The organism is Terriglobus albidus, assembly GCF_008000815.1.
GTDB lineage: Bacteria > Acidobacteriota > Terriglobia > Terriglobales > Acidobacteriaceae > Terriglobus > Terriglobus albidus_A.
The window spans coordinates 3,906,233-3,921,704 of record NZ_CP042806.1 but is presented as its reverse complement, the minus strand read 5'-3'; the positions used below and the strand labels follow the sequence as shown (position 1 = coordinate 3,921,704).

The window sequence follows — 15,472 nt, the reverse complement described above, 5'->3', positions numbered from 1 at the left end:
TTGCTGGGTATCCCGTGAGGAGCGTGCAGCAGCGTTTTCATTGAGGAAAGCGCCCATAGATACACAAGCCCTGCACTACACCTACAGGAGAAATGCTCTAAGGTTTCGCGGCGAGCAGGTCCTGTAGGGTTTTTTCCCATTTCGCCCCATACTCTGACCAACCGCCAAGGTGACGTACCCGGTTGAGGGAAGCCTCACGCATGCGCTGGTGCATGCCCGGATCGTCGGCTATCCGTTGCATGCGGTCGGCAAGAGAGGCGGCATCGCGAATCGGAACGATGAAGCCTTCAACACCGTCGGTATAAAGATCTTCACTCCCCGTATTGTGTGAGGCAATCACCGGGCATCCACATGCCATTGCCTGCGCCTGCACCAGAGCCAGACCTTCCTCAATGCTGGGAAGGACGAGCACGTGGCTCTTCGACATCAGTGTGATGAGATCGTTCTGAGGAACTGCTCCCAGCCATTCCACAGAGGCATTCGGCAGCCGGTCAAAAACCGGTTTGACCGCGTGGTCAACAGCTCCGGCAATGCGAAGACGTTTATTGGGATGCTTGAGTTGCGCGAAGGCCTGCAGGAGGTAGGGAACTCCTTTGCGAAGGCTGACGGAGCCGGCGAAGAGAACGTCGAAGGAGTCAGTGGGAGGGTCGGCTACAGGGCGAAAGCGCTCCAACCGAACACCGTATGGAATAAGTCGGAGCTTCTCCCGGGGAACGCCCATCTCGACAAAGGAACGCACGGCAAAACTGGAAGGTACGCTGATGGCGTCTGCGAGCTCGTACTGTTCTTCTTCAATGGCTGTGACACGAAGGTCCGACGTCGACTCCCGTTCGACACCCCAAATGCGATCTTCTTCGGCGACGATATTGCGTTGATAGCGGTGGTGTGATGATCCGCGGTCACAGATGAAGACGCCGCCGGTCTGTTGCAGCAGGCGGCCGGTTCTGGTTCCAGATCCGGAGATGGCGATGAGAGCGTCGACCTTTGTGCCATGGCTTTGGAGGGCGCGCAGGCGGCGCATGGTCCAGCGGTCAAAGAGCGCTGCATTTAGAAGTTGAAGTTGCTGCGCCAGTGGAGCCCGGTGGAGCTTAGACCGCCCATAGAAGTAGGCCGGCATGTGGATCCAGGGAAAGCTTTCAACGCGCTCTTTCGGCAGCCCCTCGCGTTTCAGCCGGGCCCATGGCCAGGTGGAGTAGACCTTCTCCAGGTGGCCTCGTTTCTGGAGTTCGGTTGCAAGATCGAAGTGGTGAAAGACGCCGAAGACTGTCTGAATGACACGCATGAGTTCGTTCGGCGCCTTTCCTTTAGAGCGTTTCCCTGTTGCCGGGTATCCCGGAAGTGGCGTGCAGCCGCGTTTTCATTGCGGAAAACGCCCCTATGGTGTGGAAGCTCTAGACTATACCCACAGGGAAAATGCTCTAGCGCTCGGCCAACGTGTCCAGAAGCGTGTAGAACTCAGGGAAGCTGACGCTGGCGACCTCTGCGTTCTGGATGATGGTCTCGCCTTCGGCACGCAGAGCAGCGACGGAGAAGGCCATTGCGATACGGTGATCGTGGCCGGTCTCGATACGAGCTCCGTGGAGTTTCTGATTGCCGGGGATGTGAAGCCCATCTTCGAACTCTTCGAACTCGGCTCCCATCGCTTTGAGGTTCTTGGCTACAAGAGCGATGCGATCGCTCTCTTTGACGCGAAGCTCCTGGGCATCGCGGATGCGGATGCCTTCCTGCGTGTAAGGAGCGATGGCGGCAATCACCGGGAGCTCGTCGATCAACTGCGCCGTAAGAGCACCGCTGATGTCAGCGCCCTTCAGGCCGTCCTGAACGCGGTTCACCTGGATGGTGCCCACCATCTCGCCGTGCTTCTCTTCAAGGTTCAACACCTTGACCTTCAAGCCGATGCCTGTAAGAACGTCGAGCAGAGCCGCACGGGTGGGATTCATTCCCAGGCCGTCGAAGACCAGGTTGGAGTCGGGGAAGAGCAGAGCCGCACACAGGAAGAAGGCTGCCGACGAGATATCGCCCGGTACAGCCACATCAATTCCCGTCAACGTCTGTCCGCCGGCGATGGTGATCTTGTCCGCGGTGCGGTTGAGTTCGGCGCCAAAGGCGCGCAGCGCATGCTCGGAGTGATCGCGGGTCCGGACAGATTCAGAGATCGAAGTCACACCTTCGGCCTGCAAGCCGGCAAAGAGAATTGCAGTCTTTACCTGCGCGCTCGGGATCGGTGTTGCAAAATCGATTGCCTTGAGTGGTGTGCCGAAGATGGTGACAGGAGCATGGCCTTCGGTGAGATCAATGCGGGCGCCCATCTGCGAAAGCGGTTTGCGAATGCGTTCCATCGGCCGGCGGGACAAGGACTCGTCGCCAATGAGGGTAAAGACATGCGGATGCGAGGCGATTAGCCCGGAAAGCATGCGCATGGTAGAACCCGAGTTGCCGCAATCGAGCTGACCCACTGGCCGTTCAAAGGCGCCGCCTACACCGGTTACTTCGATAGTGCCGTCACTCTGGGTGTTGACCTTCGCGCCCAGCGTGACCATGCAGCCGAGTGTGGAGTGCGGGTCGGCGCCGGTAGAGAAGTTGTATAACCGCGATGTGCCTTTAGCCAGTCCGGCCAGCATGGCGTAGCGGTGAGAGATGGACTTGTCGCCTGGAACGCGAAAAGAACCGTGCAGGTTCTTCGCGGGGCGGATCGTCTGAGTCGTACTAATCGTCTGCATCTTGAAATTTCTTCCGGATAGCCATGAGCGGTCATCGTTATGCCGCGGAGGGAAATCTTGTGGAGACTCTGACGGCTAACGTGCGGACACTTCGCACCCGGTTCTGAGCTTCCACTTCCGTTGAACGTTTGCCTTTGATTGTACCGTGAGGGGAGGCGTGGAAAGTTCAACGGACATGAAGCACAACGACCGTTTCGTCATCGAAGTGCTCGGTCTGGGATTGGAAATGTCCGACACCCTTTAGGAGGGCTTCACCGGTAACCTGAGCTGTTGGATTCTTCAGCTTTCGCAGCACCTCGACCAGGCGTTCGTTACCGAACATCTCATGTGAGGAGTTCTCGGCGTCCGTAATACCGTCGGAGAAAAAGACGATCTGATCGCCCGGCTGGGTGGAAAGCGTCAGTTCTTCATAGACAGCATGTGGGAACAGGCCCAGGGGAAAACCCTCTGCCTGGATGGTGCGAACCTCGCCACCGGTGACGAAGACGGGCTGGACGGAGCCTGCGTTCGCGATGCTCAGCGTCTGTTCGTTATCGTCCCAGAGAGCGATCAGCATGGTGACGTATTGTGCATCCAGCTTGCGTTCCTGTAACTGGTCGTTGAGGGTCGCCAGAAGGTGGCCGGGCGAGAGCTGCTGTGCTCCGAGAGAGCGCAGAATTCCTGAGACCAGCGCGGCATAGAGAGCTGCGGGCGCGGCCTTTCCAGAGACATCTCCCATGACGATCAACGTCCGTCCAGAGCCGTAGTCCAGAAAGTCATACATGTCGCCGCCGATGGAGCGCGCGGGCAGGAACTTTGCGAAGAAGTCTGCGTGCGGGTGTGATGGCGGTGCGCTCGGCAACAGGCGGAGCTGCACCTGCCGAGCCATGGCGAGGTCGCGCTCCATGCGCTGTTCTTCTTCAAGAATGCGCTCATAGAGCCGCGCATTCTCGATGGCAATCGCGACCTGGCCGGCCAGAGTGGTGAGCGTGCGCTGATGATCTTCGTTGTAGTAGTTCGCCCGCGTATGTTCGACATCGATTACGCCGATGATCTGGTCTTTATAGACCAGCGGTACTGCAAGCTCAGAGCGGGTCTCGGGGTGGTAGTTGACGTAACGGGAATCCTTACGCACATCCGGAACCAGGATAGGAACACGTTCCTTGGCCGCCGTGCCGATGATGCCCTGGCCGGGCTCGACGATGTGCTGGCGTTGGACTCGCTCGCCAAAACGGGTCGAGAAGCGATGCTCAAAGTGCTTTGACCGGGAGTTCCAGAGCAGAATGCTGAACATCTGGAAGTCCACCACCCGCTTCATCAGTTGCCCAACCCGTTCCAGCAGGTCGTCAAGATCCAGAATGCTGGTCAACTCGCGCGAGATCTCGCCAAGAACAGTGAGCGTCTGCGCCTGGCGAGCGACTCGTGTGTAGAGCCGGGCGTTTTCGATTGCGATGGCAATGCGGGAGGCGACGAGTTCGAGCAGCCGCTGGTGTTCTTGCGTAAAGTAGGCGACCTGCGTCGATTCGATGTCGAGTACGCCAATCACCTTGTTTTTGCTGATGAGCGGAATCGCGAGCTCCGACTTAACGTCCGGGTTTGCCGGGATGTAGTAGTCCTTCTTGGAGACGTCTTCCACCAGCACGGCGCGCCGCAGCTCAGCAGCCCTGCCGATAACACCTTTGCCGATCTTGACGCGCATCCGTTCCGACTCGGGGGAGTGGCCGATCTGGAACCGCATCCAGAAGTCCTGCGTGCGGTCGTTGATGAGCAGGATGGCAAAGATCCTGTAATCGATGACGGCGCGCACCAGATCTGCCACCCGCTGCATGGTGGTCTGCAGGTCGAGGGTATTGTTCAGGGCATCCGCCAGTTGCGTGAGGAAGTCGATCTGCAGGGGCTCGATATGGACTCGGGGCGTCGTCGGCGACGCCGTGTTCGACGGCCGGTAGTCACCCTCGAATTCGTGGGTGTGTTCTACAGGGCGCGTTGTCTCCGGCGAGGGCATAGTTAGAGGCGATGATATCGCAGTAAGCTATGAGAAAGGCGAGTCTTCCGCCAGCTTCACAGGAGCAGCGGCTTTGTTTTTCATGTCACTCAGTACTTTTTCCGATTGGCTGTGTATCGTTGGTTTTGTCCTTGGTCTTCCCACCGTGGTTGCCACCTATCTGCAGGCTGTAAAGGCCCGCAGAATTGCTGAGGCAAACCGACGGGAGCTGATCTTCAGTCAGGACTGTCTCGAGTTCGTGCTTGATACCGGTGACTTCGTGAACCTGGTTCCGCTGGAGCAGCTCCACACCGTACCGAAACCGGGGGACGTCGTTCTTCTACCCGGCGATGGACTTGAGGCAGGGGCGGGACCTTACCGCGTAGAGCGCATTGAATACATCTTTGCCACGGAAGACGATCCGGAGAAGGCCCGGCAGCCTCGCCAGGCCAAACTCACGAAAGCCGTTGCCCATGTCACCAACCTGTTGGATGGTGGATGGGACTAGGGCGTTTGTTGGGGCTAGACGCCTTCAACGATACGAAAATCGCGATCGACACCGTTGCCCAGAGCCGCTAGTGCCTGCTTGTATGCGTCGCTGTGATGGGTATCGACCGCAGCCTGCAGGCTGGGAAACTCTACGACAACCGTCCGTTCCTTGATGCCGCGGCCGTCAACTTCATGGGGCAGGCCACGTACCAGGGCTGCCCCGCCACCTGCCGCGATAGCCGCCACGGCGAGAGGTGCATAGGCGGCAAGTGCCGCCGGATCGTGAATGGCCTGGTAAGAAACCACCCAGTAAGCCTTTTTCATTACTTCGTCTCCTTTTTTCCTGCGTCGGGGAGCGTTGCAGGGCATCGAATTTTGTGTGAGTTACCTCAAACCGGCCCGGCGCCAAAACGGCAAATTTCTTAACCCCGTCCCGACCCACTTTACCAGTGCGAGCGAAATGTTCCGCATGCTGCCGGAGTTCCTGTTCGGCCGCCGGAAACGTGAACCGGCTCCCCAGTTACCCCACTTCCGTACTGACGCCCGCTGGTTTGAGGCATCCAATGGCTCTCCGGTGAGAATTACCTGGTTCGGACACTCGTCGTTGCTGCTGGAGGTTGACGGATTTCGTCTGCTGGTTGATCCCGTATGGTCGCTGCGTGCTTCTCCGGTGCAGTTCGCCGGCCCGCAACGTTTCTTTCCGCCGACGATCGCTTTGCACGAGTTGCCGCCACTGGATGCCGTTCTGATCTCACACGACCACTACGACCATCTGGATGAGACCGCCGTTCGGGCTCTTGCCGATCGCAACGTCCGCTGGGTGACGTCGCTAGGCGTAGGGAAGTACCTCCGCCGGTTCGGCGTTTCCGCGGAACGCATCGATGAGATGGACTGGTGTGACCGGCTCTCGCTGACCAGCGGACGGAATGGAGCAACGCTGGAGATCCTCTCCTTGCCCTCGCGCCACTTCTCTGGCCGCAGCCTGTTCAACCGCTTCGGAACGCTGTGGGCATCGTTTGTGCTGCGGAACGATCATCACAATCTTTATTTCGGGGCAGATTCAGGGCAGTGGCCGGGATTTGCAGAGATTGGCGAGACGTATGGCCCATTCGACCTGACGATGCTCGAGATCGGGGCTTCGAATCCACTGTGGGAGTCGATCCATCTTGGACCAGACCGTGCCGTGGAGGCTCATGTAGCGCTTCGCGGCCGGGTGATGTTTCCTATCCACTGGGGACTCTTCGACCTTGCCTTGCATGAGTGGCGTCAACCGATCGAGCGGCTGCTGAGCATCGCTCCGGAGAAAGGCGTCGATCTTTGGATACCGGCGCCTGGTGTACCGACGGCATTTCAAGGCGAACCGACGCAGAATCTGTGGTGGCGGCCGTTTGTTAATCCAGCACAGGCGCGCGTTCCGTCACTGGCTACAGCGAAAGGTTGACGAAACGGATGTTAACCCCTCCGTAAACCTCAGAAATTGCTTGTACTTCGGGAAAAAACGGGGTAAAAACAGAGAGCCGGGGAAGTCTGCCCGCAGATGTGATCAATGCCATCCGCTGCCCAGATCGCGCTTCGAGAGGTGATGGATATTCGCCAGGCTGCCGACTATCTCGGCATCAGTGGCGATACTCTCTACCGTTATGCTTCCGAGGGATTTGTTCCGGCTTTCAAGCTGGGGAACCGGTGGCGCTTCAAGCGCTCGCTGCTCGATGCCTGGATGGATGAGCAGTCGGGGGTCCGCAAGCCATCAGCTCCGGCAAAGGCAAAGCCCACGCAAAAGAAGCCTGTCCGTCGCGCGCGTTAGCGCATTTTTCTCCGCAGGGTTTCCGCATCCATAGCCGTTTTCCGCATTGAAAACTCCGCCGCACGTTCCTTCCGGGACAACCAGAACAGGAAAAATGCTCTAGCCCTGCTCCAGTGTCAACACCGTGATCTCCGGCGGGCAGTTGAGCCGGAAGGGAACCTCCGTGGTTCCGATGCCACGATTGACGTAGAGCTGCGTATTGCCTACGCGGAAGAGACCCTCAATATATTTTTTCCCACCCGGCGGCAGAACCGCTTTGAGCGGGGGAAGGAACGGCAGCCGTACCTGACCTCCATGGGAGTGGCCTGAGAGCACCAGGCCTACGGACTGACTCGACGGGTACTTCATCAACTCGTCGATGTAATCCGGCTCGTGAATCATCAGAAGGACCGGCTCCTTAGGGTTACGAATTTTAGACGGGATCGCCTGTTCCGGTTCCGGATAGGAGGCAAGCGTATCGCGCAGTCCTCCAACCCAGATGCGGCTGCCGCCTCGCTCAATGGGAACACTCTTGTTCAAGAGAATCGGTGTTCCATTGGAGACGAGAGCATGGTGGATCTCTGTTTCTCCCATGGCGGAGTCATGATTTCCAAGGACTCCATATCGGATGGGGCACTCCAGCATCTTCAGGATGTCGCCGCAGACATGAGCCTGTGCGATTGGGTAGGTGCGATCGCGCGCGTTACTGATGAAGTCCCCGGTCAATAAGACAGCATCTGGACGAAGCGCATTAACACGGCGCAATACGGAGCGAAGAAAAAATGTTTCCGTGTATTCGTGAAAATGAAGATCGCTGATCTGTGCGATGCGGAAGCCGTGAAAGGCGTCCGGTAGGTTTGCCAGTTTGACGGTAAGCTGGACGACTTCCAGTTCGTGCCGTGCAAGCTCGCCGGAGTACAAAGCCATCCCGGCTACGCCTGCCACTCCCAGTTGAAGAACTTTACGTCGTGTCATCCACGAGGGATCAGGCATAGTTTGATGATATCGTCGTCGTTGGCCCGGAGGGGGATTCGGAACATAAAATAGAACGGATGCAGGTAAGAATCCGTACGATCCGAAAAGCCATGGCCGCACAGAACGTGCAGGCATTGCTGCTGACCCATCTACCCGATGTCCATTATTTGACTGGCTTTACAGGATCCAATGCTGCATTGGCGATCACTCCACGCAAAGCCGTTCTATTCACGGATGGCCGTTATACCGTTCAGGCGAGGGAAGAGGTTGAGAGCGCTCGCGTTGTGATTGCAAAGAAAAAGTCTGCGCAGACAATGGCTGCCGCGTGGCTGGAGCAGCAACAGCTAACTAGCTGCGGTATTGACGGGACGCATACGACCATCGCGCTGTTGGGACATCTTCGCAAGGCAGTGAGTGGACGATTGCGCCGCGGTTTCTTTCAGCCGCTGGAGTCTCCGCTGGTTGCAGCACAGCGGGAGATCAAGGATGCAGCAGAGATCCGCCGCATGCGGCAAGCTGCCGCACTGGGCGCGAGGCTGTTTGACCATATTCTCGGCTTTCTTGAGCCGGGAATTACGGAAGTAGCTGTCGCGGCGGAGCTGGAGCATCAGGCGCGCCTGTTAGGGGCGGAGGCTATGTCGTTTGAGACGATTGTCGCTTCGGGCGCCCGATCTGCACTTCCGCACGGACGCGCAAGTTCCTCCCGCATTCCCCGCAAAGGGTTCATCACACTGGACTTCGGTGTTATTCTCAACGGGTATTGTTCGGACATGACACGCACGGTGCATATGGGCCGTGCAACCGCTGAAGAGGAAAGAGCCTATGCCGCAGTCCTGGAAGCGCAGGAATCGGCAGTGGCAGCCGCAAAGGATGGAGTTACTTGCGGCGATGTTGATGAAGCAGCCCGCAGTGTTCTGAAGCGTGCGGGGCTGGCACGATATTTTACGCACTCCACAGGTCACGGTGTTGGCCTGGAGATTCACGAGGGACCAAGGATTGCCGCCAACCAGAAGCAGCCACTCGCCGAGGGCATGGTCGTTACGATTGAACCCGGTGTCTACCTTCCCGGCCGCTTCGGAATCCGCATCGAAGATACCGTCGTCATTAACCGCAACGGCTGCGAGATCATAACGCCGTCGCCGAAAGCCTGGATCGAGTTATAACAAGGACTGGGCCTGCGGTCGGTTCCGCGGCGCCAGCGAATCCGGAAGAAGAGATAAAGCATGGAAGCAAATGAACTGAAGGACCTTCGCGAACTCGTAGAGTTTCTGAAAGACAACAAGATTGCCGAATTCGATCTTGAGCGGGGCGACCTCAAGGTCCGCATCAAATTCACCGGCCCTCCGGTTCCGGCGGCTATCGACTATACACAACTCGCCACATTGATTCCGCAGCAGACGATTGCACCTGCGCCCTTGGTGGCCGCGGCGCCGGTCTCTGCACCCGCGGCCGAGGCACAAGCGCCGGCTGAGAATGTTCATGAGGTGAAATCCCCAATCGTCGGCACCTTCTATGAGTCTTCGGCGCCGGGCGCGGCTCCGTTTGTCAAAGTTGGCGATCAGGTTGAGGTCGGTCAGGTGCTATGCATCGTGGAGGCCATGAAGCTGATGAACGAGATTGAATCTGATGTCGCGGGAGAGGTTGTACGTCGCATTGCTAACAACGGCCAGCCGGTGGAGTATGGCCAGCCGCTTTTTGCCGTGAAGCCACGTTGAGACGCTGTTCGACCTACCCCTGGTAACAAGACTGGAAGAAGATGTTTCGCAAAGTCCTTATCGCCAATCGCGGCGAAATCGCGCTTCGAGTGATCAATGCCTGCAAGGAAATGGGCATTCGTACTGTCGCGGTCTATTCGACAGCGGACCGCAACTCACTGCATGTCCGTTTTGCCGATGAAGCTATCTGCATCGGACCGCCTCGTTCGGCCGAGAGTTATCTGAATGTTCCGGCGGTGATCTCTGCTGCGGAGATTGCCGATGTGGATGCCATTCATCCTGGCTATGGTCTGCTTTCGGAGAATGCCAACTTTGCCGAGGTATGCCGCGCGTCGAACATCAAGTTCATCGGGCCGCCGCCCGAGGTGACGCGCATGATGGGTGAGAAGTCCACCGCTCGCCAGACGATGAAGAAGGCAAAGGTGCCGATTCTTCCCGGATCAGACGGTGTAATTGGCAGCGTGGATGAAGCTCTGAAATGGGCGAAGTCGGTTGGCTATCCCGTCATTTTGAAAGCTGTTGCCGGCGGCGGCGGACGCGGAATGCGTATCTGCCGTGCTCCGCAGGAACTTCCGGACCTCTATAACCAGGCATCGACGGAGGCGCTGAATGCCTTTGGAAACGGTGATCTGTACATGGAGAAGTTCATCGAGCGGCCTCGTCACATTGAGTTCCAGGTGCTGGCCGACGAACATGGGAATGTTCTTTCTCTCAACGAACGCGAGTGCTCGATCCAGAGGCGCCATCAGAAGCTGATCGAAGAGGCCCCTTCGCTCAAAATCACGCAGCAACAGCGCGAAGAGATGGGCAAGGTAATCCGCAAGTCGCTTAAGGACATCGGCTACTGGAATGCGGGCACCATCGAATTCCTGATGGATGAAGACGGGAAGATCTACTTCATCGAGATGAATACCCGCATCCAGGTGGAGCATCCGGTGACGGAGATGATCACCGGTATCGACCTGGTGAAGGCGCAGCTGCGCATTGCCGCCGGAGAGAAGTTGTCGGAGATCGTTCCTCAGCCCATTGTCATCAATGGGCACGCGATCGAGTGCCGTATCAATGCGGAACACCCGGAGAAGTTCACTCCTTCGGCGGGCAAGATTACGGCCTTCAATCTGCCGGGCGGCAATGGTGTCCGGGTCGACACAGCGCAATATGCGGAAGGAGTCGTGCCGCCGTATTACGACTCGTTGATCGGCAAGCTGATTGTTCATGGCAAGGATCGCGAAGAAGCGATGAATAAGATGCAGCGGGCGCTCGACCAATTCATTGTGCAGGGCATTTATACGACAATTCCGCTGCACAAAAAGATCTTTGAGGATGAAGAGTTCCGCGCCGGAAATTTCGACACGAAGTTCATGGAACGCTTCTTTGAACGGGAGAAGGCGAAGGCCGAATAGAGATCATGGAAGACGCACTCAGGCCGTCAGACCATCATCGATGGACTCTGCGCGGCCTGTTTCGTTCTATCCCTATATGGATCGTTCCTTTCCCGCTGTTGTACTTCTTAGTCCTGAGTCGGGGGACAGTGGGAGATCCCGTCATGGCTCTGTGGTGGCATGTGCGCCACGGCAACTACGCCAGCTTCAACGGTCATAGCTTTCGTCTGCCCCTGCTGTGGCGCAGTACCAATCCTGATCGTGGAGAGATCTTCCGCCTGTCGCATGCCGTACAGTTGAACATTGATCATGCCGTCGGCGGGATTCGCAATGAGCAGCAGGCTGAGGCCTTCCAAAGGCAGATCCTTGCAACCTATGGCCGAGGTGTGGAAGAAGGGCGTTTCTCTCCAGAGACAATTCGCGCGCACGGTCTGAGCTTTCTTTGTGTGCGTGAAAACTCCGCACAGCCCTGGGCTTTGTATCTGTGCGTGGTTCCAGGTACCGACTGGCAGATTGGACTGACCGGAGGACAGGCTGGCCTGGACGATGCACGCCGCATCCTGGCATCGGCGCGGTAACCATCATGCAGATTCCTCGGCTCTATCCCATTCTCGACGCCGGTGTATTGGCCGCGCGGCAGATCTCGATCGAACAATTTTCCGGCGAGCTGGCATTGGCTGGAGTTTCGTTACTGCAGTATCGCGACAAGGTCGCGTCGCCACAGACGCTTCTTGCGAATCTGCAGCGAATCCGGTCGGCTGTCCCAGGGGTAAGGTTGTTGCTGAATGATCGGCCTGATCTGGCGAGGATTGGAGAGTGTGACGGCGTGCATGTCGGACAAACCGATCTTCATCCGGACGATGCCCGCCGTATCGTAGGCGCGGGAAAGCTCATCGGTGTGTCGACGCACACGCTTGGCCAGTTCGAGGCGGCAGTGGCGACCGAAGCGGACTACCTGGCGATTGGACCGATTTATGCCACGGCCACGAAGCAGAATCCGGACCCGGTGACCGGTTTGGAGCTGCTGCGGCAAGTGCGCAAGCTGACCAGGAAGCCCATCGTCGCGATTGGAGGAATCTCGCCTGAGAGAGCACAGGAGGTACTGGATGCGGGTGCAGATTCGGTCGCTGTGATCTCAGCGCTTGTGCCTTCCGGGCCGGAGGTTTCAGCATTACCGTTGATCAAGGCTTTTCTACGCGCGGTAATGAGGTAAACCATTTTGAATCAGGCTACAAGGACTTACCTTGGAGGTGTCCTGAAATGCACCGTTTGAGGTTCATTTCTGCATGACGGGAGGGGTGTTAACGGTATACTCACTACTGTGACCACCACTGCATCTGAACCCCGAGTCAACAACCTCTCCAACCAGGCTGAGGCCACAAAGCGCGTTCTGTTGCTTAAGCCCCGTGGCTTTTGCGCCGGCGTTGTGCGCGCTGTCGATATTGTGAAGATCGCGCTGGATACCTTTGGTGCGCCGATCTATGTCCGTAAGGAGATCGTTCACAATCGCTATGTCGTCAGCGACCTGGCGAAGAAGGGTGCGATCTTTGTCAATGAGCTTGATGAGGTTCCCTCGGGTGCGCGTGTGATCTTCTCGGCGCATGGTGTATCGCCGGCAGTGCGTGCGGTTGCCAAGGAACGTGGTCTGAAGGTGATTGATGCGACCTGTCCGTTGGTCACCAAGGTTCACGTCGAGGCGATCAAGTTTGCCAAGCAGGGGTACTCGCTGGTGCTGGTGGGGCATCGCGAGCACGAAGAGGTGGAAGGTACACAGGGTGAAGCGCCCGAGGTCACGCAGGTCGTTTCCACGGTGGAAGAGGTGAACAACCTCGTGGTTCCCGATCCTGACAAGGTTGCTTATTTGACCCAGACCACGCTCTCTCTGGATGAGGCGCGGGACATGATCGAGGCGCTGAAGAAGAAGTTCCCGAACATTGTTGGACCGCATGCACAGGACATCTGCTATGCCACAGAGAACCGTCAGACTGCGGTCAAGAATGTGGCGCATGGTGCGGATCTGGTACTGGTAGTGGGCTCGAAGAACAGCTCGAATTCAAACCGGCTGGTTGAGGTCTCGCAGAATCTGGGTACGAACAGCTACCTGATCGATAAGGCTGAGGATATTCAGCCGCAGTGGCTGAATGACGTTGACAATGTGGCAGTGACTGCAGGTGCTTCGGCTCCTGAAGTATTGGTGCAGGAGGTCATTGAGTACCTCCAGACCAAGGGTTTCGGTTCGGTAGATGAAGTGGAAGTCATGCCGGAGAATGTGCGTTTCGGTCTTCCTCCGGAGATCGTGCAGGCTATCAAGCCAGCTCCGGGCGCAGTGACCGTAGGCGCCTAAGCAGGGTGCGTCTAAAAACTGAGGTTTCCGAACGCATGGCAATCGACGCGAGTAAATCGACGGCATCGTCTCAAGCAGGCACGCAGCCTCGCTTCGGGCGAATGGACCTCGAACTGGACAAAGTCTCCTCGGGCATTAAACGGGCGGTAGATTGGCTCTTCGGCCAGCAGCATCAGGATGGTTACTGGTGCGGTGAGTTGGAAGCCGACGTGATGCTCGAAGCGGACTACATCTTCGTGCATACCCTGCTTGGCACGGGTGACCGGGCGAAGATGCAGCGCGCCGTCAACGAGATTCTGCGTCATCAGAACGCCGATGGTGGATGGAGTCTCTATCCTGGCGGACCATCGAATGTGAACTATGGTGTGAAGGCCTATCTGGCGTTGAAGCTGATGGGCTGGAAGGCTGACCATCCGCTGATGGTGAAGGCACGCGAGAGTGTGCTCTCACTCGGTGGCGTGGTGGAGTGCAACACCTTCACCAAGCTCTATCTCTGCGCGCTGGGTGCCTACGATTACGATGCCGTGCCGGCGATTCCGCCGGAGATCATCCTCTTTCCCAACTGGTTTTACTTCAATATCTATGAGATCTCGTCCTGGTCACGCGGCATTCTGGTGCCGCTGTCGATCATCTATGCGAAGAAGCCGTTCAAGAAGCTTGCACCCGAAGAAGAGATCGACGAGCTATTCGTTGGCGGTCGCGACAGAGCGAATCTTCATCTGCGTTGGGACAAGAAGCGGCCGGTAAGCTGGCGGAATTTCTTCCTGCTGTGCGATCGTGTCGCGCACTGGGCAGAGCGTGTTCATATTCGTCCACTTCGCAGCATGGCGATCAAGAAGGCAGAGAAGTGGATGCTGGAGCGCTTTGAGAAGTCCGACGGTCTTGGCGCGATCTACCCGGCGATGTTGAATGCCATTGTCGCGCTGCGCTGCCTTGGATATTCGATGGATGATCCTGTCCTGATCCGCGCGGTCGACGAGTTTGAGAAGCTCGGCATCGACTGTCCGGAGGGAACGCAGGACTATCCCACGCCGACGTTCCGCATGCAGCCGTGCTTTCCACCGGTGTGGGATACCGCACAGGCGATCTATGCTTTGGGCGAAGCTGGCGTTGCTAAGGACGATCCGCGCATGATTCAGGCGGCGGACTGGATCCTGAGCAAGGAAGTTCGTCACAAGGGTGACTGGGCCGAGAAGGTTCGCAATGTCGAACCGGGCGGCTGGTACTTCGAGTTCAATAATGAGTTCTATCCGGATGTGGACGATACCGGCCAGGTGTTGCTCGCCCTGAAGTGCGTCGAGAACCCGCGCGAGCGCTACCAATACGAAGTGTGCGAACGCGCGCTGAACTGGATCTGGGCGATGCAGTGCAAGAACGGTGGATGGGCTGCCTTCGATAAGGACAATACGAAGACTATCTTCGAGCAGATTCCGTTCGCTGACCATAACGCCATGCTCGATCCGCCGACGGTAGATATTACCGGCCGCATGCTGGAGATGCTGGCGCTGTATGGCTACAACCGTTCTGACAAGCGCGTCGAAAAGGCCGTACAGTTCATCCTCTCGGAGCAGGAGAGCGACGGAAGCTGGTTTGGCCGTTGGGGTGTGAACTATCTCTACGGCACGTTCCTGGTTCTGCGGGGATTGCAGTCGATGGGCATGTGGAGCCATGAGCCCTGTGTCCTGCAGGCCACCGAATGGGTGCGCATGGTGCAGAATCCAGATGGCGGCTGGGGCGAGAGCTGTGGAACGTATGACGATCCATTGCAGCGCGGCCTCGGTTCAAGCACGCCGTCACAGACGGCGTGGGCGCTGCTGGCACTGCTTGCCGGCGGAGATGTCCGTTCAGATTCTGTTGCCAAAGGTGTGCGCTGGTTGATCGATCACCAGCACGAGGACGGAAGCTGGGATGAGCTGGTGCCGGGCCGCAACGGTGAAAGTTATTACACCGGAACGGGTTTCCCGCGCGTCTTTTACCTGGGATATCACCTGTACAAGCAGTACTTCCCGCTGCTGGCATTGACGACTTATATCAAGGCGCGCGAGACGGAAGTCTCCGGTGCGCTGGAATAACCAAAGTTTTTACCTAAGGAGTGTGAGCC

At 57.6% G+C, this 15,472-nt stretch carries 15 protein-coding genes; 10 read left to right on the top strand and 5 right to left on the bottom strand.

What is annotated here, in order from left to right; translation table 11 throughout:
* Nucleotides 1-97 precede the first annotated feature (97 nt).
* The 3 genes from FTW19_RS15355 to FTW19_RS15345 form a co-directional block, all read right to left on the bottom strand.
* Nucleotides 98-1,282 (bottom strand): glycosyltransferase family 4 protein, encoded by a 1,185-nt coding sequence (locus FTW19_RS15355; RefSeq protein WP_147648445.1) that lies wholly within the window; start codon nt 1,280-1,282, stop codon nt 98-100.
* Between the two features lie 136 nt (nt 1,283-1,418).
* Nucleotides 1,419-2,720 carry a 3-phosphoshikimate 1-carboxyvinyltransferase gene (gene aroA / locus FTW19_RS15350; RefSeq protein ID WP_147648444.1) on the bottom strand — a complete coding sequence of 434 codons (1,302 nt, stop codon included), beginning with the start codon at nt 2,718-2,720 and terminating at the stop codon, nt 1,419-1,421.
* 166 nt (nt 2,721-2,886) lie between these two features.
* Nucleotides 2,887-4,704 carry a GAF domain-containing protein gene (locus tag FTW19_RS15345; protein ID WP_147648443.1) on the bottom strand — a complete coding sequence of 606 codons (1,818 nt, stop codon included), beginning with the start codon at nt 4,702-4,704 and terminating at the stop codon, nt 2,887-2,889.
* 82 nt (nt 4,705-4,786) lie between these two features.
* Between FTW19_RS15345 and FTW19_RS15340 the strand changes: the two genes are divergently transcribed.
* Complete coding sequence (locus FTW19_RS15340) at nt 4,787-5,191, top strand: hypothetical protein (RefSeq protein WP_147648442.1); 405 nt, start codon at nt 4,787-4,789, stop codon at nt 5,189-5,191.
* A 14-nt stretch (nt 5,192-5,205) separates the two neighbouring features.
* Here the strand turns inward: FTW19_RS15340 and FTW19_RS15335 are convergent, their stop codons facing one another.
* Complete coding sequence (locus tag FTW19_RS15335; RefSeq protein WP_147648441.1) at nt 5,206-5,496, bottom strand: DUF1330 domain-containing protein; 291 nt, start codon at nt 5,494-5,496, stop codon at nt 5,206-5,208.
* 55 nt (nt 5,497-5,551) lie between these two features.
* Here FTW19_RS15335 and FTW19_RS15330 point away from each other — a divergent pair, with 55 nt between their 5' ends.
* Nucleotides 5,552-6,613, top strand: coding sequence for an MBL fold metallo-hydrolase (locus tag FTW19_RS15330; RefSeq protein ID WP_147648440.1), 1,062 nt, complete (start codon nt 5,552-5,554; stop codon nt 6,611-6,613).
* Between the two features lie 105 nt (nt 6,614-6,718).
* Entirely contained in the window at nt 6,719-6,976 is a 258-nt protein-coding gene (locus FTW19_RS15325; protein ID WP_147648439.1) for a helix-turn-helix domain-containing protein, read from the top strand.
* A 99-nt stretch (nt 6,977-7,075) separates the two neighbouring features.
* Here FTW19_RS15325 and FTW19_RS15320 read toward each other — a convergent pair whose 3' ends face one another.
* Nucleotides 7,076-7,930, bottom strand: coding sequence for a metallophosphoesterase (locus FTW19_RS15320; protein ID WP_187143000.1), 855 nt, complete (start codon nt 7,928-7,930; stop codon nt 7,076-7,078).
* A 77-nt stretch (nt 7,931-8,007) separates the two neighbouring features.
* On the opposite strand from FTW19_RS15320, the gene FTW19_RS15315 reads away from it, so the two are divergent.
* From FTW19_RS15315 to shc, 7 genes are all read left to right on the top strand, one after another.
* Nucleotides 8,008-9,093: a M24 family metallopeptidase gene (locus FTW19_RS15315; protein WP_147648437.1), complete on the top strand. Its 1,086-nt coding sequence runs from the start codon at nt 8,008-8,010 to the stop codon at nt 9,091-9,093.
* Nucleotides 9,094-9,153: 60 nt separating this feature from the next.
* Nucleotides 9,154-9,645 (top strand): acetyl-CoA carboxylase biotin carboxyl carrier protein, encoded by a 492-nt coding sequence (gene accB / locus FTW19_RS15310; protein WP_147648436.1) that lies wholly within the window; start codon nt 9,154-9,156, stop codon nt 9,643-9,645.
* Between the two features lie 41 nt (nt 9,646-9,686).
* Nucleotides 9,687-11,048, top strand: a complete 1,362-nt coding sequence (gene accC, locus FTW19_RS15305) for an acetyl-CoA carboxylase biotin carboxylase subunit (protein ID WP_147648435.1) — start codon at nt 9,687-9,689, stop codon at nt 11,046-11,048.
* Between the two features lie 143 nt (nt 11,049-11,191).
* Nucleotides 11,192-11,605, top strand: coding sequence for a hypothetical protein (locus FTW19_RS15300; RefSeq protein ID WP_147648434.1), 414 nt, complete (start codon nt 11,192-11,194; stop codon nt 11,603-11,605).
* 5 nt (nt 11,606-11,610) lie between these two features.
* Nucleotides 11,611-12,240, top strand: coding sequence for a thiamine phosphate synthase (gene thiE, locus FTW19_RS15295; RefSeq protein WP_147648433.1), 630 nt, complete (start codon nt 11,611-11,613; stop codon nt 12,238-12,240).
* 108 nt (nt 12,241-12,348) lie between these two features.
* On the top strand, nt 12,349-13,371 hold the full coding sequence (locus FTW19_RS15290; RefSeq protein WP_147648432.1) for a 4-hydroxy-3-methylbut-2-enyl diphosphate reductase: 1,023 nt from the start codon (nt 12,349-12,351) through the stop codon (nt 13,369-13,371).
* A gap of 35 nt (nt 13,372-13,406) precedes the next feature.
* Nucleotides 13,407-15,443 (top strand): squalene--hopene cyclase, encoded by a 2,037-nt coding sequence (gene shc / locus FTW19_RS15285; protein WP_147648431.1) that lies wholly within the window; start codon nt 13,407-13,409, stop codon nt 15,441-15,443.
* Nucleotides 15,444-15,472 lie beyond the last annotated feature (29 nt).

Excerpts from the sequence above, each read along its gene's own strand:
- aroA (WP_147648444.1), bottom strand. The coding sequence starts at position 2,720 with ATGCAGACGATTAGTACGACTCAGACGATCCGCCCCGCGAAGAACCTG.
- FTW19_RS15325 (WP_147648439.1), top strand. The coding sequence starts at position 6,719 with ATGCCATCCGCTGCCCAGATCGCGCTTCGAGAGGTGATGGATATTCGC.
- FTW19_RS15355 (WP_147648445.1), bottom strand. The coding sequence starts at position 1,282 with ATGCGTGTCATTCAGACAGTCTTCGGCGTCTTTCACCACTTCGATCTT.
- accB (WP_147648436.1), top strand. The coding sequence starts at position 9,154 with ATGGAAGCAAATGAACTGAAGGACCTTCGCGAACTCGTAGAGTTTCTG.
- FTW19_RS15345 (WP_147648443.1), bottom strand. The coding sequence starts at position 4,704 with ATGCCCTCGCCGGAGACAACGCGCCCTGTAGAACACACCCACGAATTC.
- FTW19_RS15315 (WP_147648437.1), top strand. The coding sequence starts at position 8,008 with ATGCAGGTAAGAATCCGTACGATCCGAAAAGCCATGGCCGCACAGAAC.
- FTW19_RS15335 (WP_147648441.1), bottom strand. The coding sequence starts at position 5,496 with ATGAAAAAGGCTTACTGGGTGGTTTCTTACCAGGCCATTCACGATCCG.
- FTW19_RS15340 (WP_147648442.1), top strand. The coding sequence starts at position 4,787 with ATGTCACTCAGTACTTTTTCCGATTGGCTGTGTATCGTTGGTTTTGTC.
- shc (WP_147648431.1), top strand. The coding sequence starts at position 13,407 with ATGGCAATCGACGCGAGTAAATCGACGGCATCGTCTCAAGCAGGCACG.
- accC (WP_147648435.1), top strand. The coding sequence starts at position 9,687 with ATGTTTCGCAAAGTCCTTATCGCCAATCGCGGCGAAATCGCGCTTCGA.
- thiE (WP_147648433.1), top strand. The coding sequence starts at position 11,611 with ATGCAGATTCCTCGGCTCTATCCCATTCTCGACGCCGGTGTATTGGCC.
- FTW19_RS15320 (WP_187143000.1), bottom strand. The coding sequence starts at position 7,930 with ATGACACGACGTAAAGTTCTTCAACTGGGAGTGGCAGGCGTAGCCGGG.
- FTW19_RS15300 (WP_147648434.1), top strand. The coding sequence starts at position 11,192 with ATGGCTCTGTGGTGGCATGTGCGCCACGGCAACTACGCCAGCTTCAAC.